Origin of the sequence: Longimicrobium sp., from assembly GCF_048594345.1 — a bacterium.
Taxonomy (GTDB): Bacteria; Gemmatimonadota; Gemmatimonadetes; order Longimicrobiales; family Longimicrobiaceae; genus Longimicrobium.
Genome location: NZ_JBMDXM010000080.1, coordinates 1 through 19154, shown reverse-complemented (window position 1 = coordinate 19154; position 19154 = coordinate 1). Strand labels below are relative to the sequence as shown.

Annotated in this window: 12 protein-coding genes; 4 read left to right on the top strand and 8 right to left on the bottom strand. The window is 68.3% G+C overall.

Features of this window, described 5'->3' with window-relative positions:
• The first annotated feature begins 322 nt into the window (after positions 1 to 322).
• From ACOJUJ_RS08695 to ACOJUJ_RS08680, 4 genes are all read left to right on the top strand, one after another.
• Entirely contained in the window at positions 323 to 2545 is a 2223-nt protein-coding gene (locus ACOJUJ_RS08695; RefSeq protein WP_420126469.1) for a hypothetical protein, read from the top strand.
• A 480-nt stretch (positions 2546 to 3025) separates the two neighbouring features.
• On the top strand, positions 3026 to 3904 hold the full coding sequence (locus tag ACOJUJ_RS08690; protein ID WP_420126468.1) for a 3-hydroxyacyl-CoA dehydrogenase family protein: 879 nt from the start codon (positions 3026 to 3028) through the stop codon (positions 3902 to 3904).
• 2 nt (positions 3905 to 3906) lie between these two features.
• Positions 3907 to 4683, top strand: coding sequence for an enoyl-CoA hydratase/isomerase family protein (locus ACOJUJ_RS08685; protein WP_420126488.1), 777 nt, complete (start codon positions 3907 to 3909; stop codon positions 4681 to 4683).
• Positions 4684 to 4964: 281 nt separating this feature from the next.
• Positions 4965 to 5264 (top strand): DUF6916 family protein, encoded by a 300-nt coding sequence (locus ACOJUJ_RS08680; protein WP_420126467.1) that lies wholly within the window; start codon positions 4965 to 4967, stop codon positions 5262 to 5264.
• A 122-nt stretch (positions 5265 to 5386) separates the two neighbouring features.
• On the opposite strand, the gene ACOJUJ_RS08675 is transcribed toward ACOJUJ_RS08680, so the two are convergent.
• The 8 genes from ACOJUJ_RS08675 to ACOJUJ_RS08640 all read right to left on the bottom strand — a co-directional run bounded on the left by ACOJUJ_RS08675 (position 5387) and on the right by ACOJUJ_RS08640 (position 18949).
• Complete coding sequence (locus ACOJUJ_RS08675; protein WP_420126466.1) at positions 5387 to 8797, bottom strand: beta strand repeat-containing protein; 3411 nt, start codon at positions 8795 to 8797, stop codon at positions 5387 to 5389.
• Between the two features lie 471 nt (positions 8798 to 9268).
• On the bottom strand, positions 9269 to 9748 hold the full coding sequence (locus ACOJUJ_RS08670) for a GNAT family N-acetyltransferase (RefSeq protein WP_420126465.1): 480 nt from the start codon (positions 9746 to 9748) through the stop codon (positions 9269 to 9271).
• Positions 9749 to 9885: 137 nt separating this feature from the next.
• Positions 9886 to 10404, bottom strand: a complete 519-nt coding sequence (locus ACOJUJ_RS08665; RefSeq protein ID WP_420126464.1) for a phage tail protein — start codon at positions 10402 to 10404, stop codon at positions 9886 to 9888.
• 12 nt (positions 10405 to 10416) lie between these two features.
• A complete protein-coding gene (locus tag ACOJUJ_RS08660) occupies positions 10417 to 10941 on the bottom strand; it encodes a phage tail protein (protein WP_420126463.1) in 525 nt (174 codons plus the stop codon).
• Between the two features lie 16 nt (positions 10942 to 10957).
• A complete protein-coding gene (locus tag ACOJUJ_RS08655; RefSeq protein ID WP_420126462.1) occupies positions 10958 to 11464 on the bottom strand; it encodes a phage tail protein in 507 nt (168 codons plus the stop codon).
• 128 nt (positions 11465 to 11592) lie between these two features.
• The gene (locus tag ACOJUJ_RS08650) at positions 11593 to 16440 is read right to left on the bottom strand and encodes an Ig-like domain-containing protein (RefSeq protein WP_420126461.1); all 4848 of its coding nucleotides are present in this window, start codon (positions 16438 to 16440) and stop codon (positions 11593 to 11595) included.
• Positions 16441 to 16576: 136 nt separating this feature from the next.
• Entirely contained in the window at positions 16577 to 17089 is a 513-nt protein-coding gene (locus ACOJUJ_RS08645) for a hypothetical protein (protein ID WP_420126460.1), read from the bottom strand.
• 588 nt (positions 17090 to 17677) lie between these two features.
• A complete protein-coding gene (locus ACOJUJ_RS08640; RefSeq protein ID WP_420126459.1) occupies positions 17678 to 18949 on the bottom strand; it encodes an aminotransferase class I/II-fold pyridoxal phosphate-dependent enzyme in 1272 nt (423 codons plus the stop codon).
• Between the last annotated feature and the right edge of the window lie 205 nt (positions 18950 to 19154).

Genomic DNA, 19154 nt, shown 5'->3' with positions numbered 1-19154 from the left:
TTCACGCGACCTTCCGCGCGCCCTCCCGCATCGTTCCCCGGATCGCGCTCCGCGGCTTCCCGCCTCCCTTCTGGCCGATCCGGCGGCCCGCCGGGATTTGCCGATTCGTCACGCCCGCCTCCCGCCCAACCGCTCGCCCACAGCCTCCGAACACAATCCGAAAGTATTGCTCCGGCAAGGAAAAGCCTCAGCTTTAGATCCGTTTTCCCTCACACGCGCAGCGCCCGCGGCCCGTCCGCCCCGTCGTCCGGACGCACACGCGCACGCGCCCCCCCCGCTTCATCATCCCCCCGCCCCACCCGACACCCCCGAGGAGCCGTCCATGAAATTCGCCATCGAAGACCTGGAAGCCGAAAAGATCCTCCAGAAGATCCTGCACACCGCGGCGGAGCAGGCGCCGGTGGGAAGCGGGATCATCATCTACTTCGTGGACACGGTGCTCTTTCCCGAGCCCAAGGACAACCTGTGGAGGCAGATGGAGGGGAGGGTCGAGGCGCTGGTCAAGGAGCGCCTGGACGAGGTGGTCACCTCCATCGCGAACAACGCGGCCACCAGCCTGCTTATCCGCCTGCGCTCGCTGGGCGACCAGCTGCGCCAGTTCCGCTACCTGACCGACGTCGCCGAGCGCAAGGCCCGGCTGGGGTTCCTGCTGTCGCAGATCGAGTCGGCCGCGGCCGAGTGCGCGGCGCTCCCCAACGCACACCTGCTCACCGCCGCCGCGGTGCTGCGTCCGCTCACGCTGACCCACGTGGCGGTGCTGATGGAGCAGAAGCAGCTGGAGCCGCACCGCTACGAGCACCAGGCCGCGCTGAACCACGCCGCCATCATGTACTCGGAGCTGGCGGACAAGCTGTACGAGCGCGCCAAGTGGTGGCGGCAGTCGCTCATCGCCAGCGGCAACGGCATCATCCACATGACGGACCTCTTCGTGAACGAGATGGCCCGCACCAAGCGGGTGCAGATGGTGTTCTACGACCGCTTCGCCAACAACCGCTGGCAGCCGGGCGAGCGCGGAATGGCCGTCAAGACGATGACGACCGGCACCGTGAAGATGGACCAGCGGAGCGAAGACTTCGAGAACGTCAAAGCCGCCATGGAGGAGGCCATTCCGGTGTACGCCAGGCAGGTGTTCGACGAGTACGAGGCGCTGTGGAACAAGATGCTGCTCAACTACACCAAGGAGATGCTGAACCTGGTGGACTGGCCGGTGGTGAACCGCGAAAAGGCGGGCGAGGTCGTCTTTCCGCGGCGCGTCTACACCTTTCCGGTGGTCCCCGCGCCACACCGGGGAAAGACGGCCGGCGTGCTGGACCGCCTGGACCTGTTCCTGGAGCAGCAGATGGACCAGTTCACCGTGGCCGGGCCGCGCTACGTGCAGACGTACCGCCTTCCCGCGGCGCAGCTGGAGGGAAAGCACGGCGAGATACACCACCGCGCCGACACCTACGACACGGCGGTGGCCTGCATCTACTTCCAGGCGCGCGGCCAGATGGACCGCGCCCGCGACCTGGGCGACGCGCTGGTGGTGGCCCTGAACCACGACGCCATCGGCGGCGGCCGCATTGTCGCGGCCACGCGCGCCGGCGAGCTGCTGGACCGCGGGCTGTCCAGCACCACGTCCATCTTTCACCGCGACGGCGGGCGGCGCGACGTGGGGAACATGTGCTGGGCCGGCCTGGCGCTCACCCGCCTGTACCACCGCACCGGCCGGTACCGCTACCTGCACGCGGCCGAGACCATCGGCCACCACATCCTCGAGAACTGCGCGGTGGACGACGCGTGGGGCGGCTTCAGCGGCGGGGAGGACCACTGGGGCACCGTCTACCGCTGGCGTTCGGTGGAGCACAACGTGGACGCGTTCTCATTCTTCGCCAACCTGGCCCACCTGACGGGCGAGGCGCACTGGGCGGAGGCGTCGGCCAGCGCGCGCAAGCTGGTCCTGGCCTGCCGCGTCACCGATCCCAACAAGCCCAACGTCGTCTACTACTGCACGGGCACCAAGTCTCCGCCCACGGGCAAGGAGCTGGAGGCGCTGGTCCAGAGCGGCCGCCTCAAGCCCGGCGAGACGCCGCCCCCGGAGCTGAACGACACGGTGGTTCCCACCGACACGCAGAGCTGGACGGCGCTGGCGGGGATCGATCCCGGACCCAGCGAGGGGTACAGCCTGATCTACATGATGCACAACATGCAGGCGGAGAGCGCTGGCTTCTTCGGTTTCCGCTTTGCGCGTGCCGGCACCGAGGTGCAGAACGAGGCCACCGCCGGCGCGGTAATGGCGCTGCAGCTGAGCAAGGCGGGGCTGCAGCACGCGGCCGGCCGGTGCTATGACAGCTTGCTTCGGCAGATCGAAAAGGCGCCCAACGCCGACGGCTACGGCCTGGTCGCCACCCCGGCTCCCGAGGCCACTACCGGCCCCGGCTTGGGCTGGTCGTACTTCAACTTCCTGCACGTGGCCTCGTCCGCCTGGACGGGGCTGGCGCTGCTGGCAAAGGAGGATGCGAGCGCCAACCCCTACGCCTCCCTTTCCACCGTTCCGAAGGGCTGATCCTGATCCCGCGTCCGGAAACCAGCGTCACTCCGAGGAGGGTGGCGCGCCAAGCCGGATCGCAGATCCGTCCAAGGACCGCAACGGAGGAGGGTTACAGAGGAACAGACAAAAGCCAGAGATCCAGAGGAAAATCGGTAGTCCCCTGATCCTCTGGCTGTTCTCCGTCCCTCTGCGTCATCGCCGAAGGCAACTCCTCGGTCGGCGCCGACTTCGCGCGCGCGCGGAAGGGTCAGGCGGACGCGGACATCGCAATGACACCCGATTCCCACGGTTCGTGTTTTCCCGGGTTCGGCATGACGCGGAGGTGCGGATGGATGACGAAGAGGACGCGGAGCACCGTGCTTTGCGTCTTCTTCGCCCGGCTTCCCGGTCCTTTCGGAACACGCCTCTGCTCTGGCGGAGGCGTTTGGCGGACCGCATGTTGTGCGGCCGCGGCGCGTCTCGGGCGCTCCTGAAATCAACCAGAAACACACTCCAGTGGCAGACGATCGCAGCATTCACCGCGTGGCCGTCCTGGGCGCGGGAACCATGGGCAACGGGATCGCGCAGGTGTGCGCCATGGCGGGCTACACCGTCGCGCTGCACGACCCGCAGCCCGGCGCCGTGGAGCGCGCGCTGGGCACCATCCGCGGCAACCTGGACAAGGGCGTGGAGCGCGGAAAGGTGACCGCTGACGCGCGCGAGACGACGCTCGGCAACCTGCGCGACGCCGCCGACCTGCACGCCGCCGCGGCGGACGCGGACCTCGTGATCGAGGCGGTGCCGGAGCGGATGGAGATCAAGACCGGGCTGTTCGCCGAGCTGGACCGCATCTCCCCCGCGCACGCGATCCTGGCGACGAACACCTCGTCGCTCAGCGTAAGCCGCATCGCGAAGGCCACGGGGCGGGCGGAGCGCGTGATCGGGCTGCACTTCTTCAACCCCGTGCACATCATGAAGCTGCTGGAGGTGGTGCGCGGGAGCGATACGTCGCAGGCGACGGTGGATGCCGCGCTCGAGTTCGCCCGCCGCATCGGCAAGGAGCCGATCGTCGTCACCGACACGCCGGGGTTTGCCTCGTCGCGGCTGGGCATCGTCCTGGGGCTGGAGGCCATGCGGATGGTGGAGCAGGGCGTCGCCACGCCGCGAGACATCGACAAGGCGATGGAGCTGGGCTACAACCATCCCATGGGCCCGCTCAAGCTTACGGACCTCGTCGGCCTCGACGTGCGCTTGGGCATCGCCGAGTACCTGCACGGCGAGTTGGGCGGCGACCAGTACCGCCCGCCGGAGCTGCTTCGGCGGATGGTGGGCGAGGGCAAGCTGGGAAAGAAGAGCGGGCAGGGCTTCTACGACTGGACGGGGGAGGGCCGGTGAGCCTGTACGAGACGCTGCGGGTGGAGCAGGACGGCGCCGTCGCCATCCTCACCATCGACCGCCCGGAAAAGCGCAACGCCCTCAGCGGCCAGGTGCGCGCGGAGCTGGTCGCCGCGCTCGACGCCCTGCGCGACGACGGCCTGGTACGCGTGCTGGTGATCACCGGCGCGGGCGACAAGGCCTTCGTCGCCGGCGCCGACATCGCCGAGTTCGCCGACCGCACTCCGCTGCAGCAGCGCGCCACGATGACCGGGCGCCGCGTGTTCGACGAGATCGCCGCGTATCCCAAGCCGGTGATCGCCATGATCAACGGCTTCTGCCTGGGCGGCGGATGCGAGCTGGCCCTGGCGTGCGACGTCCGCATCGCCGCGGATACGGCGAAGCTCGGGCAGCCGGAGATCAACCTGGGCATCATCCCCGGCGGCGGCGGCACGCAGCGCCTGCCGCGCGTCGTGGGCACCGGCCAGGCGATGCGGCTGATCCTGTCCGGCGAGATCATCGACGCGGCCGAGGCGCTGCGCATCGGCCTGGTGGACGTCGTCCACGCCGCGGCCGACCTGCGCGAGCGGACGATGGACTTCGCGCGGGCGATGGCCGCCAGGTCGCCGGTCGCGCTGCGCATGGCCAAGTCCGCCGTCCGCGCCGCCGCCGAGATGCCCCTCGCCGCCGGCCTGCAGTACGAGACGGAGCTGTTCGTCACCTGCTTCGCCAGCGAAGACAAGCGCGAGGGCGTCGCCGCCTTCCTGGAAAAGCGCCCCGCGTCGTTCACGGGGCGGTAGCCGCGGCATCGGCATACCGCATCAGTTGAGAAAGGCTGAGAGCTGCGTGCCCCCGGCCTTTCTGTCGCTTGATTCCAGCCGTAGCGCCCTGCTTCGCTACCCCGGCGTCGGCCGGCAGCTTGCGAGCTTCCTTGCCGACCACCGGCAGTTCCGCGCGCCGGCAAGGTTGTCGGCCCGACTGTCGCGCGGTGGGATCGCGCCGTAGATTCTGGGCCGCCGCACGCATCCCGCCCTCCGCGCCGCGGCCCTCTCCCCAGCCACGCACCCCGATCCACACGCCCATGCTCGAGACCTTTACCATCGAAACGTTCCAGCCGCGCCTCGGCGAGATCTTCACGATCGTGGTGGACGAGGAGAACCGCCTCCCCACCAAGCTTACCGAGGTGTTTCCCTGGGGCGAGGGCGCCGCCGCCGGGCGCGACCGCCATCCGTTCTCGCTCGTGTTCCATACGATCCCCGAGGCAGTGGTTCCGCAGCAGATCTACCGAGTGGAGAACGACAACATGGAGCCGATGGAGATCTTCCTGACCCCCATCGGCCCCGACGAGCGCGGCATGCGCTACGAGGCCGTGTTCACCTGACGCGCTGATCTGGATTACCATCCGGTACGGGCACATCACAGCGTGATGAACTACGGGCCTCCAACCATGCGGTGAGAGGCCCGTAGTCCGATCTGAACCAGGCCGTCAACGGCCGGCGTTTCTCAGAGCGAGCAGTTGCTGAACCCCGACGTAGCGGAGAGCAGCTGCGTACCGCCGCCAGCCGGGTTCTGAGCGTTCACATACGCTTCCACGCCCGGCGTGGCCGTGGCCACCATCCCGTCGATTCCGAACACGTTTACGGCGGGGTTGGTGCCCTGCTTGCGCAGTCCGATCCCCAGCGCACTTCCCGAACCGGCGCTCTGGTTACCAGCGATCTGCAGGCACACCGTGGCATTGCCTGCCGCCGTACCCGCATCGATGCGGATGCCCTGGCGCACCCCCGCGAGCGGCATCGCCACCACGTTGTTCTCTACCCGGGCCCGCAGGACGGCGACCGAGTTGCGCGCCCCCGCCAGGATGCCGTTCCCATCCGTCGTGGTGATGGCGTTGCCGGTGATGGCCACCTCCAGGTTCGGCGCGTCGGTCACCGCGAACGCCTGGTCCGCGCCCACGCCAATGCCCTGCGATCCAAAGGAGTTGTTCGCCACCACGTAGTTGTTGGCGATGTTGGCCTTTACCGTCACCTGTCCCAGCGCCGAGTGCTGGATGGTGGTGCCGGCGGTGTAGCCCAGGGGGTCCGCCGCGGTGCCGTTGCCGGAGATGTCGAAATTCCCCTGCGCCCGGCCGCTGACAATCGTCACGATGGCGCCGCTGCCCATGCGCGCGGCTGCCTGCCCGCTGACGCGGTTGCCGGTGATGGCGATCACGTTCGTGGCGTTGCCCGGTACGCCCACCGTGGCGACCGGTCCGCCCGCGGTGGTGTTGCCGCCTTCCACCTGGATTCCGGCGCCATTGGGAAAGTTGCGGACGACGTTGCCGGTGATGGATGCGCGAACCAGGTGCGCGGTTGCCGCCCCGGAGCCGCGGGCCACCAGGCGGATCCCGGAGCCCGTCGAGGCCGCCGTGGAGATCGAACTGGTGACGGCGTTGTTGGTGATTGTCACATCCGACAGCGTACCACTGTAGTTAACGATGTCGATGCCGTGCTGGTACGCAGACGACAGCGTGTTCCCGCTGATGGTCACCGTGCCGTCCAGGTTGCTGGCCGTCCCCATGGGACCCGCGTTGAAGCCGATGTTCGAATCCCCGGCTCCCATCGCCGTCCCGGAGCTCTGGATGGTTCCGTTGGTGAAGGCAAAGTCCGTCACCCCGGTTCCGCCCACGCCGCTGCCCCCAGTGGCGGAGATGGTCATGTACGCGAACGACACCCCGTTTACGTCCTCCAGCTCGATCCCGCGCCCGCTGGTGGACTGGATCAGTCCGCCGCTGCCGGCGACGCCGGTGCCCGTGACCTGCAGCGTGTTGGGGCCGCTGGTGTTGCGCAGTACGATCCCGCTGGTCCCGCCATCCGCCGACACGCTGCGGAAGGTGATCCCCGTTGCGGCGATCGTCACGTCCTTCACGTGCACGGCCACGCCGCCCGCGCTCGATACGGTGTTGCCCGCCCCGGTCACCGTGACCGTCCCGCCATCGGCTGCCAGGAAGCCGGTTCCCGTCGTCGTACCGATGGCCAGCCCGCCGCCGCCGAACGAGATCGTCGCGCCGGCGTTGTTGGTCAGGCTCACGCCGGGGTTCGTGCCCGTCGACAGCGACTTGCTGCCGCCGGTAAAGGCGATCGTCCCGCCCGAGTTGTTCTGCACGGAGATGCCGTTCCCCGTCGAGGCGATCGTCCCGCCAAAGGTCAGCGTGCCACCCGTGCGCCCCGTCACCGACACCGCCAGCGGCCCCGCCACCGCGATGTCGCCGCCGTAGGTGAAGGTGCCGGCGCCCCCCGTCACGTCCGCGCCCGCGCCCGCCGAGCCCGTGATCGAACCGCCCGCGGCCGAGAAGCTGCCGCCCACGCCCACCAGGCGGATCCCCGCGCCCGTGCTCCCCGCCGACGACAGCGCGTTGAACGAGCCCACCACGTCGCCCGCGGACAGATCCAGCGCCGGCCCGCCCGTCGCCGCCACCGCGGTGGAGCCCACCGTCAGCGTGCCGAAGCCGGTCCCGGCGATCCCCGCGCCCGCCGTAGAGGTGACGTTGACCCCCTGCACCACGTTGTCCGTCGCCAGCTGCACCGTGGGGCCGGCCGTCGTACGCGTGACCGTGGGCGCGGCGCCGGCGGCCAGCAGCACCACCGTCTGCCCGTTCAGCGTGGCCGTCACGTTCGCCGGCACGCCCTGGCCCGTGAGCGACTGGGCCGTCTTGAGGGTGATCCCGCCGTCGTACGGTGCCGCGCCCGTGCGGATGAGGATCGTCTCCCCCGCCGTGGATACGGCTTCCGCCTCCGCCAGCGTGTTGAACGGCGACGCGTCGCGCCCGTCGCCCGGGGCCGCCGCGTTGTCCACGTACCACACGCGGTACGCAGATGTCATCGTCACCGTCGCGGTCGCCGAGTCCTGCCCGTCCGTCACCGTGTAGGCAAAGCTGTCTTCGCCGGTAAAGCCCGCGGCGCTCAGGTAGCTGAAGCTGCCGTCCGCGTTCACCGTCACCGTACCGCCCGACGCCGTCGCGAACGTCCCTGGCACCGCCTGCAGCGCATCACCTTCACCGTCCGTGTCGTTCGCCAGCACTCCGGGCGCGGCCACCGGCACCGTCACGTTGCCGATCGCCTCGAACGCATCGTCCTGGGCCACCGGCGGCGTGTTGGGATCCACCACGATGAGCGTTGCGCTCCCCGACGCCGCCTGGCAGGTCGCCGTGATGATCGTGGACCCGGGCGCGACGCCCGTCGCCAGCCCGCTTGCGTCCACCGTGGCCACGGCCGGGTTGCTCGAGGTCCAGGTGGGCGTGCAGGCGAGCGTGTTGCCGTGCAGGTCCAGCACCGTGGCAGTGAACTGCTGCGTCTCGCCCGGGGCGATCTCGGCGGAGTCCGGCGACACGATCACCTGCGCGGCGATCCCCGTCTCGATGCGGAACTTGATGGGAAGCGTGCGCCCGTCCTTGAGCGCGATGTACTCGTCCGTATCGACGTTCTTGAGCTGGTTGCCGGAGCTCACCACGTCCACGTCCGCAAAGCCCAGGCGGAACGTTCCCACGTACACCGAGATCCGGTAATGTTTGGCGGGGTCCAGATTGAACTGGTTGGTGTGCCAGTTCACCTGGTACGACGACGTGCCGGTCTGCACCATCTCCCCGCCGGTGCCGCTGGCTTCCGTGTACTGCGCGATGACCGCCCCGCAGGTGGTGCCCACGAGTTCGCAGATCTCCACGCGCGGATCCAGCCCGCTGTCGAAGGTACCCGAGTACGAGGGATTGGGCACCATTGGGGGTAGGAAGTAGAAGCCGGGTACGGCCCCGGCGTGCGCCGCGTCCGAGATGGTGGCAAGCGGCTGGGTGCCGTCGGGACCTAGCGGCGATCCGGCGTCGCCGGTGCACGCGCCGATGCCCAGCATCAGGGTCAGGGCGGCGACTGACTTGAGACGAAACATGATGCTCCTGAGAAGCAGGGGGTTTGAGGGGTGCCGGCTCCTGGATCGACAACTGGCATCGTCCGCACGCTGGCGTGAGACGAGCGCAAACATGAGTTGTCGGATTCTGGAGGCCGAAGCCGATTGCCGGGAGAGAGGCCGAGCACGGGGCGCGGGGGAGCGCCCTCGCAATCAGGTTCCGGCGGGGCAATGATTTGGCATGAAGCAGGCCGGGTGCGGCGCTGCTGAAAGATTCGCTCCCTGTCAGGCTTTCACCTGTTCAACCGTCGTGCCGGGGGAGACGCAGGGCGTAACGGAGTGTGACACCGCTGTCCCATCCTGTGGCAGGATGCGGGCAGTCCGGGCGCCATCAGGAGGGGATGTGCGGATCCCTGGGCGACAGGAGAGACGGAAGGAAGGCAGGGGAAAGCGCAACGATGAAACGGCGGAAACGACGCGGCGAACCTCCACGGCGTCGCGCCGCGTCGGCCCTCAGGCCGGAACCGCCGCCGGGTAGCGCTCCATCAGCAGGTACACACCCTTTTCCTGCGCCTGCACAAACCCCAGCCGCTCATACAGGGCACGCGCCGGATTATAGATCTCCACGTGGATGCTGACCTTGCGTCCACTGGCGTCGCCCTCCGCCAGGATGCCTCGCAGCAGACGCGTTCCCAGGCCTCCGCCCCGGTGCTCAGGCATCAGCGCGATGTCGACCACGCGGATGTCGTCGGGCCAGCGGGCCACGTACAGACGCCCCACCGGCTCACCGTCCAGCAGGACCAGGTCCCACGAGGTGTCGGTGTAGTTCTCGTGCCAGAACTGGTGCTGCGCGTGGAACTGCTGGCTTACGAAGGCCGCCTTCTGCTCGTCCGTCCACGGCACCTGCTTGAGCTCGTCTTCGCGGGTGGTGGCGTACAGCCGGTGCAGAAAGTCGAGGTCGGCGTCGGTAGCGGGGCGCAGGGTGACATTCATGGAGGTGGCCGAATGCGGTTCGTGTGTGGCACGTCTACGGTGGAAACGAATCTCTCTATCCGACACGACTGTTCTCCAGTAGGCGCGAAGGGGGCGGCCCTGTGGCCGCCCCCTTCGCCTTCGCTACGGCCTTCCGCCTACGGCCGCTGGGGGAAAATTCCCTGCAGCGCGATGCAGAAGTTAAGGGTGAGATACGGCTGCATGTTGTTGTGCGGCAGCCCGCCGCCCGCGGGAGGCAGCGCCTGGAACGCCATGGTCGTCAGCGCGCTTGGAGCCGCGTACGTCCCCACGCCGATCCCTTGCGCGACAAGCTGGTCGGCCGGAAAGCGCTCGAGCCCGTCGGACAGCGACGCACTGAGTGTGTGCGTGTGAACCGGGATCTCCGAAACCAGCAGCGTGATCGTCTCAACACCGCTCTGCTCGCCCAGGTCACGCAAGCTCAGGCCCTGCCCCTGCCCGGGCTGCATGGGCGCGTTGTCCAGCATGTTCGGCAGCGCGAAGGTGCTCTTGCCATCGCCCCCGTACGTGGTGCCCAGAAGAGCAAACAGCGCCGTATTCTGAGAGATCGGCATGAGCTGCCCGTTGCAGAACGCCCACCCGGTGGGGGGGAAGTTGAACGGGAAGATGCGGATCTCCGCGAGGAACTGGTCGGACATGTCGGTCGCTCCTCAGGTCTGGCTCGGGAAGATCCCGAACAGGGAGATGATGAAGTTGATGCAGAGGAACGGCTGCGTGTTCTCGTGCGGCTGGCTTCCGCCCGCCGGCGTAATGGATTGGGCGTTCAGCGGGGCCAGTGGCTGGTCGCTCCCGTACGGCAGCACGGTCGCCGAGTTGGGCGTGGCGAGCACGTTGCCACCAACGGTCGTCAGGGTGGCGAGATCGTTGCTCGCCAACAGCGGATGGGTGTGGTTGGGGATCTGCTGGGTCGTCAGCGTCTCCTGCTCCGTTCCCGCCATCTCCCCGATCTGATACGTCGTCCCGTCCGGCCCCGTGCCCATGTGCATGGGAATGCGGCTGGCCAGGTTGGGCAGGTTGAACGTCTCCTCGCCGTCACCACCGTAGGTAGTGCCGATAAGCTGAAACAGAACGTCGTTCTCCGAAATGGGCAGCGTCTGGCCCTCGCAGAACATCCAGCCGTTGGGCGCAAAGTTTCCGGCGAACATCCGGATCTCGCCCACGTAGGGTTGTGCCATGGGTGTGGTCTCCGGATCAGTTCTGGGAGGGGAAAATGCCCTGTAGCGCGATGATGAAGTTCAGCACCAGGTAGGGCATCATGTTGTTGTGCGGCTGGCTGCCGCCCACGCTCGACACCGCCTGGGCCGACATGGCCACCAGGTTGGCGGGGGGCTGATACGCCTGCGACGCCGTGGAATTGGCCAGCATCACCGTGTTGGACGGCGCGTTGGTCGTCGCCGGCGAATTGACCGCCTGCAGGAAATGCTGGTGGGTGGGAAGCTGCTGGATGTTCACCGTCACGCTGGTGCTGCCCGCCGCTTCGCCCAGGTTGTGCGAGGCGCCAAAGTGGATCGGCACCCGGCCGCGCAGATTGGGAAGCGCGAAGTTGGTCTGGCCGTTGCCCCCGTACGTGGTGCCCAGGAGCGCGAAGAGCGCCTGGTTCTGGTTGATGGGCAGGAGCTGCCCATTACACAGCGCCCAGCCTTTGGGTGGAAAGTTGAACGAGACGATTTTGATCTCGCTCAGGAATGGTTCGGACATCAGGCGGGTCTCCTGGAGGGAGGGTGTGAAAAAGGGACCTGCACCTGCAACGATGCCCCCGAACCGCGGGGCGGAGGGGGCCCGCGCGCGGAAGGCGTGCGGGCCCTTTCAGCAAGAGCGTAGGAGGCTTAGAACGCGAGCGTGCAGCTGGTGAACCCGGTCGACGCGCTGGCAAGGCCCACGCCCGCGGTGCCAAAGCTGCCGGACGTGCTCGTATTCTTGCCGCCCACGTACGATTCTACCGTGGGGGTGCCCGCCGGGGAGGGCGACAATCCGGTGATGCCGAACACGTTCGGACCATTGGTAACCGAACCGCTCTGCCGCCGCAGCCCGATCCCCGGAAAAGTTCCGCCCGGACCCGCCGCGACGTTGTTGCCGGTGATGTCGAAGCACACCGTACCCGTATTTGTGGTGCTGGCCGCGCTGCGGAGTTGGAGTCCGTACGTGCTCGTGGCCGGGGCGCCAATGACGTTGTTCGCGTACCGCGCGTTCAGCGTCCCGCTGCGCGAGGCGATGCCCAGGATGCCGCTTCCGTTGGTCGCGCTGATGTTGTTGGAGCTCACCACCGCGTTCATCACCGTGGTCGTGGTGAACCCGGCCGCGCTGTCCACGCCCATGCTGATGCCGTTGGACCCCACCGTGTTGTTGGCCACGATGCGGTTGTTGTGCACCCGGACATTAAGCGTGGCCGCGCCGAACGAGCTCAGGTTGATCACGTGGCCCGCCACGTTGGTGATCGGCTCGCCGGCAGTGCCGTTGTCCAGCACGCGGAAGAAGCCGGTCCCGCGCCCGTTCACCGCGATGTTCACCGCCTGCGTGTTCATCAGGGTCGAGGAGTTGTGGCCGCGGATCCGGTTGCTCTGGATGGTGATCGAGTCCGCCGCCGATCCATAGCTCCCCGAGGGCCCGCCGGTGTTGGCATTGCCCAGGCTGAACAGGATCCCCGCGTTGCCGGGGAAGCCGGTGATGACGTTGTTGCTGATCGTGCTGCTGGTCAGGCTGGCGATCGTCCCGCCGCTGCCGATCAGGTTCACGTTCACCGCCGTTCCCTTCGACGCCGTGGCACCCGTGGACCCCACGCTCGACGTGGCACTGGTGAACGTGTTGTTCGACACGTTCAGGCTGGCGATCGTCCCGTCGTACTGGGTGATGTTGATGCCGTGGTGCAGCGCGTTGGTCAGCGTGTTGCCCGTGATGGTCACCGTGCCGGTGACGTTGCGCTCCGTGCCCGTCCCGGCGTTCTGGTAGAAGCTCACGTTCGACTCCTGCCGGCCGGCCACTTCGCTCGTCCCGGAATTCGTGACCGTGCTGTTGGTCAGGCTGAAGTTGTTCACCAGCGCGCCATAGATCCCGTGCGAGCCGGTGTTCTGCACGATCATCCGGCCAAAGCTGGGGCCGGTAGTGCTGGTCAGCGAGATACCGGCGCCGGTCGTGTTCTGGATGGTGCCGCCGCTTCCCGCGCTGCCGGAGCCGGTCACCGTAAGCCCGCCGGTGGTGCCGGTGTTGTTCAACACGATACCGTTGGCGCCACCGTTCGCCGCGACGGTCAGGAAGTTGAGGCCGCTGCCGCCGATGGTCGTGTTGGTCACGTTTACGGCCACGCCACCCGAGGTAGCGTTCACCGTGTTGTTGGCACCCGTCACATTCACGGTCCCGCCGCCCGTGGCGGTGAAGCCGGCGCCCGAGGTTACGTCGATGTCCAGGGTGCCGCCCGTAAAGTTCACCGTGGCGCCGGTGTTGCTGGCCAGCGTGACCGCCGCGTTGGACCCCGTGGTCAGCGACTGCGTGGCGTTGCTGAACGTCATGGTGCCGCCGGAGTTGTTCTGCACCAGGATCCCCAGCCCGGCCGTCGCGTTGATCGACCCGCTCACGGTCACCGAGCCGCTCAGCACGTCCTCGATCAGCACCGGGCGCCCGGCGTTGGTGGTGATCGAACCCGCGAAGCTCACGTTCGCCGCCTGGTCGCCACCGGCTCCGTTGAAGATCCGCAGCGCCTCGCCCGACGGGTTGGTGATGGCCGTGCCGCTCCCGAAGACGATGTTGCCGCTGGACCCGGAGACGATGTCCACGCCCGCGTCACCACCGTTCAGCGTGACCGTGCCGTTGAAGTTCACCGCCCCGTCCGCGTTGCTCAGCGAGATGCCGGTGCTGAGGTTGCTGCTGCTGGTGGCGCTCAGGGTGCCGGTGTTGAACGTCACCGCGCCGGTCGCCGTCTGCTCGCCGATCTCCACCAGGCGGCCCGTGCTGGTTCCGCTCTTGGTGATGCTGCCGCTGTACGTCACGTTCGCCGGGCTGCCGTACACGTTGACGCCCGTTCCGCCGGAGTTGGTGATCGCCGTGCCGGTGCCGACGGTGAAGGTGCCCGCGGACCCGTTGGTGATGTCGATCCCCGCGTCGGTGCCGCCCAGCGTGGTGGTGCCGGTGAAGTTGTAGATGCCCTGGGCCGCGTTGAACTGCAGCCCCGCCCCGTTGGTCGCCCCCACCGTGCCGGAGAATGCCAGCGTGCCGGTGTGGCTCCCCTGCACGTCCACAAGCGCGGCGTTGTTCGCCTGGCTGATGGTGCCCGGCCAGGTCACGTCCACGTCGCCACCGCTCACGAAGAACGCCGACTGGGCCGCGCCCGAGATGCTGCCGGCGGTGAAGGTGATCCCGCCGTTCACGTTGGTCAGGCTGATGCCGCGGCCCGTGCTCCCCGTGGAGCTGACGTTGGCGAACGTGCTGTTGACCGTGCCGTTCTGCAGGCTGATCGCCGGCCCGCCCGAGGCCGCGATCGTGACGCCCGTGATCTGCGGCGTACCGAAGTTGCTTCCGGAAAGCGCCGTTCCGCCCGTGGTGGCGATGGCGAAGCCGTTCAGCACGTTGTTGCTCCCCAGCGCCACGCCGCCGGACGCGCCGGCGATGGTCACCGCGTCGGCACCCGGGTTCATCACCGGAAGCGGATCGCTCCCCGTGGCGGGCGTGACACCCGTGTGGGCGGAAAGGGTGCCCCCCGCGTCCTGGCCGATCAGCTTCTGATCCGTCAGCAGGGTTACCGGGCCCGTGTAGCTGGACGCGCTCTCGTACAGGAAAATGTTGTCGGCGGCCGCGGGGTTGTTCCCCGTGCCGTTGTTCTCGGCCTGGAAGGCGGCCAGCGTGCTGTACGGGTTGGTCAGCCGCCCGCACCCGTTGGCGCGGCTGGTGCACGCGGCGGCCGCGTTGTTCACGAACCAGATCATCCCGTTCACCGGCAGTTCCACCTTGGCCGACGCGGACGACGAGCCGCCGCCGCTGTCGATGGTGTACTCCAGGCTGTCCACGCCCGTAAAGCCGGCGGGCGGATTGTAGGTGAACTGGCCCATCCCGGCGCCGGAGGTGGTCATCACCACGTCCCCGCCCTGCTGCGTCTTCCCCGCGGTCCCGGACCAGCCGGCGAAGGTGATGGTGGTCGACGGGCCGAGCTTGTCGTTGGTCGTGACGCTGAACGCCGGGTCGGTGTTCGCCGAGTTGATCCGCACGTTGCCGGTGGTGACCGTCCCGAACGCGTCGTTCACGGCCTGGATCCCCACCTCGAAGGCGAACACGTACTGCCCGGGCATGAAGTTGGGCCCGTCGTTCGTGTCCACGTCCTCCACCTGGTTCCCCTTCACCGTCACCTCGCAGGCCGTCCCCGCGGGGAGGTCGGCATCGGGAGTGACCGTGATGGTGGCGGTCCCCGAGCCGGCGATGGTGTACGGCAGGGCAGAGCCGGCGGCGGGGCACTTCAGGTCGAAGGCCGTCGCGCTGACGGTGACCGCCTCGCTGAAGACCACCACGATGTCGGTGTCCGGAGAGATGTTCACGCCGCCGTTCGCCGGCGTGGTGCTGACGACCGTCGGGAAGCGGTCCACGACGATGTTCTCCGACGCGGCGGTGCGCGTGGGCGTGGTCGCGTCCGTCGCCGTAATGGTCGTGGCGCCTTCCGTCAGCGTGGTCACCAGGCCGGTGGTGGGGTCGACGGTGGCGACGGCGGGGTTGGAGCTGGTCCAGCTGAGCACGTCCGCCGTGTCCTGGGCAAGATGGTTCACCGCCCGGCTCGGGATGGTGAACGTCGTGTCGGTCCGGACCACGGAATCCGCCAGCGCGGTGAGGATCACCCGGCCGCGGTCAAACGGTACCGGCGTGGCAAGGAGCAGCTGGTAGGAGAAGGTGGTCACCCGCGCATCGTACACGAAGCTGACCTGTTCCGCCGCCGACTCGTTCTGCTCCAGCACACCGTCGAACTGGTAGAACTGCCGGTTGTTCCACGAGGTGCCCTGCGCGCTCGAAAAGCTGCCGATCGAAGCGCCCACGGGCGTCACGCCCAGGTTCTTGAGCGGGCGGGTGTTCCCCGGCACCGCGCCGGTCGCGAACGGAAGCTTCACGAAGAACAGGCGGCTGCCGGCGGGATCAGGGTTCACGCCGTCGGTGGTCCCGATGGGCTGCGCCATGGTGTTCGTCAGCGTCCACGTCCACGTGACCGTGTCGGGGTTGGCCGCGTTCCCGTTCGAAACCGACGTGCCGCTGGTATCCAGCTGAACGCCTTCACTCCCCACGATGATGTTCAGCGACGCGGCCTCGCTGCCGCCGGTCACCGTGCGGCAGCTCGTGGCGCCGGTCGCGGCCGAGGTGCTGCAGTCGAACAGCACCAGCTTGCTCCGCGAGATGTCCGTCTCCTCCATGCGCTCGTCGCCCACCCGCCGGCCCACGGGAAAGCGCGACACGTCCACGCCCGCCGCGTAGCGGGAGATGAGCGCGGCGTCCGCCGCCGTGACCCGCCCGTCGGCGTTGGCGTCGCCCGCGGGCATGATGCTGCGCCCTTCGGGCACCGTACCGCGGACCAGGTAGGCCCGCACGGCCTCGGCGTCCGCGGCGGTGATCCGGCCGTCGCCGTTCACGTCACCGCGAATCTCGGCCGCGACGGCCGACGCGTCCTGCGCGTGCAGGCCGGGCGCGGCGAGAAGCAAAAGGCCCATCGCCATCAGCGCATGGAGCCGAGTGTTCAAGTACGGCATTGGAAGGCACCAACGTAAAGGGAAAGAAGCCGCCCCAGGGCCCGTTCAGGGCCTGGGGAGGCGTCGAGGCAGCGGATCAACCGCGGAGGCGGGTCACCGGGGCTTAGCGGCTCTGAAAGAGCAGCCGGTCCGAGCGGACCGTCGCCGTCAGGTCGTCGAACTCGGCACCGCCGGTAACTTCCTCGAAGCGCACCGTGAACATCTCGCGCTTGAGGGCGCCCTTGCGGCCCGTGAACACCAGGTCCAGGAGCGGCGGCTCGGTCACGCCGTCCATCATGGTGCCCACAAAACGCACGCGGCCCGGGGCCACCTCGAAGGCATCGCCCTCGACGCCGGCGGGGAGGACGGCGCGGGCAAGCTGCAGCGAGGCCGCGTCGTACGTGATCTCGCCCTGCACGCTGGCGAGCTCGATGCCGCCGGGCACCTGCTTGAGCGACAGCGTGACCACGCTCTCACCCGTGGCGCCGGGCGCCTCGCTGAGCAGCGGGTAGAAACCCGGGTCGGTCAGCGTCGGCAGGGGGCCGGTGCCGCTGTTGGGGCCCGCGTCGGCGCAGCCGAGCACGAACGCGAACGCCAGCAGCGGCGTCGCCAGACGAAGGAGCGTGCGGATTCGCATGGTCATACTGTAGTGCTAGAGGAAAGGCAGCGGGAACGGCTCAGGTGTGGATACGGCGCGCCGGGTCCGGAACGGCCGGGGAACCTGGGACGCTTCGTCTCTGCCGAACGGACCGGCACGGCAAAGTACGAAACCGCTCACGGCGGGTGCGGAACGATAGTCGAACGGCGGTGGCGCGAGCGGGTGGGGCCTCCAAGAAGCGTACAACGCTGCGGATAATAGCGGCGTGGTCCGGGATTGACAAGTGCCTTGTGGATACCGATTTGGAGCAGTACGTAGCAGCGGGCGCACACCCCTCCCGCAGGAGACAAAACGCGGAAATCAGGGTGGAGTAACGGAATGATACACCTGCCGTTACACCCGCGCCCTCACGCGTGCCGGCCGCCCCCGTTCAGTGAAAGGCGAGCGGAGAACGAGCAGAGTGCATCGGGAGAACGCGCGGCAGGAAATCCGCGCGATGCCTCCGTGCATCCGTCCCCGACCCGCGAGTTCTCGCGGAATCGATTGTGTAACGAAATGATCCATGCGTGCGTCCGCGTGCCGGTGCGGGGCAAGGAAGCGCGCACTTCCCGCCCGCTTTCCCGGCGGCTACGCGGCCGCCTTGGCGCGCCGCAGAACGCGCCCGATGCGTGCTCCGGCCTCGCGCAGGCGCTCCTCGGGCTCGATCAGCGCAAAGCGGACGCTTCCCTCCCCCTGCGGTCCGAACCCCACGCCCGGCGAGACGACGACCCCCGCCTCGCGCAGCAGCATCCGCGCGAACTCGATCGAGGGCATCCCCGCGAACGGCTCCGGGATCGGCGCCCAGATGAACATGGTGGCGCGCGGCGCGGGAACGTCCCACCCCGCGCCCTGAAGCCCCTCGCTCAACGCCGCCGCGCGGGCACGGTACGTATCGCGCGTCTCCGCCACGCACTCCTGCCCCGCCTGCAGCGCGTGCGCCGCGGCGATCTGGATCGGCTGAAAGATCCCGTAGTCCAGGTAGCTCTTGATCCGCGTAAGCGCGCCCACCATGGCCGGGTTCCCCACGCAGAAGCCCACGCGCCACCCCGCCATGCAGTACGACTTGGACATGGAGAAGAACTCCACCGCGATCTCCTTGGCCCCCGGCACCTGAAGCACGCTGGGCGGCTCCTCGCCAAAGCCGAAGTCCGCGTAGGCAAAGTCGTGGATCAGCAGCAGCCGGTTGCGGCGGCACACCTCCACCGCCCGCTCGAAGAACCCCGGGGGCGCCTGCAGCGTGGTGGGGTTGTTGGGAAACGAGAGAAGCAGCGCCTTGGGGGGCCGCGCGGTTGCCCGGCACGCCGCTTCCACCGCGTCCAGCAGCACGTCGCCGCGTACGGATCCCTCGCCGTCTCCCTCCATCGGGATGGGGATCACGCTGCCGCCCGCGAACGTGGGAGCGTAGCTATGGATGGGGTACGCGGGCGACGGCAGGATCATCGTGTCGCCGGCTTCCAGGATGGCCAGCATCAGGTGCGCGATCCCTTCCTTGGCGCCGATCGTCACCACCACCTCGCTCTCGGCGTCCAGTTCCACCCCGTAGCGCGTGCGGTAGTGCTCGGCCATCCCCTCGCGCAGACCGTAGATGCCACGCGACGCGCTGTAGCGGTGGTGCTTCTTGTCGCGCGCGTGGGTCACCATCTCCTCCACGATGTGCCCCGGCGTCCCCAGATCAGGATTTCCCATCCCCAGGTCGATCACGTCTTCGCCCGCGGCGATGCGCTCCGCCTTTTCAGCGTTCACCTGCGCGAACACGTACGCCGGCAGGCTGCCGATGCGCGCAAAATCAGCGGCGGTGCGGGGCGGCCAACTGGCTTCGGACGATGGCTGCGGGACGGGCGCGGACGACGGAACGGCCATGGATCCTCGGTCGGTGATACCGTGACAGAAACTGGGAATGGGACGCGGATCGCGTATGCAGGATTCTCGCCGGGGGACGAGTGTAGGGGTGTGAGGGTGTGAGGGTGTGAGGGTGTGAGGGTGTGAGGGTGTGAGGGTGTGAGGGTGTGAGGGTGTGAGGGTGTGAGGGTGTGAGGGTGTGAGGGTGTGAGGGTGTGAGGGTGTG

Excerpts from the sequence above, each read along its gene's own strand:
- ACOJUJ_RS08695 (WP_420126469.1), top strand. The coding sequence starts at position 323 with ATGAAATTCGCCATCGAAGACCTGGAAGCCGAAAAGATCCTCCAGAAG.
- ACOJUJ_RS08680 (WP_420126467.1), top strand. The coding sequence starts at position 4,965 with ATGCTCGAGACCTTTACCATCGAAACGTTCCAGCCGCGCCTCGGCGAG.
- ACOJUJ_RS08675 (WP_420126466.1), bottom strand. The coding sequence starts at position 8,797 with ATGTTTCGTCTCAAGTCAGTCGCCGCCCTGACCCTGATGCTGGGCATC.
- ACOJUJ_RS08670 (WP_420126465.1), bottom strand. The coding sequence starts at position 9,748 with ATGAATGTCACCCTGCGCCCCGCTACCGACGCCGACCTCGACTTTCTG.
- ACOJUJ_RS08665 (WP_420126464.1), bottom strand. The coding sequence starts at position 10,404 with ATGTCCGACCAGTTCCTCGCGGAGATCCGCATCTTCCCGTTCAACTTC.
- ACOJUJ_RS08660 (WP_420126463.1), bottom strand. The coding sequence starts at position 10,941 with ATGGCACAACCCTACGTGGGCGAGATCCGGATGTTCGCCGGAAACTTT.
- ACOJUJ_RS08655 (WP_420126462.1), bottom strand. The coding sequence starts at position 11,464 with ATGTCCGAACCATTCCTGAGCGAGATCAAAATCGTCTCGTTCAACTTT.
- ACOJUJ_RS08650 (WP_420126461.1), bottom strand. The coding sequence starts at position 16,440 with ATGGCGATGGGCCTTTTGCTTCTCGCCGCGCCCGGCCTGCACGCGCAG.
- ACOJUJ_RS08645 (WP_420126460.1), bottom strand. The coding sequence starts at position 17,089 with ATGCGAATCCGCACGCTCCTTCGTCTGGCGACGCCGCTGCTGGCGTTC.
- ACOJUJ_RS08640 (WP_420126459.1), bottom strand. The coding sequence starts at position 18,949 with ATGGCCGTTCCGTCGTCCGCGCCCGTCCCGCAGCCATCGTCCGAAGCC.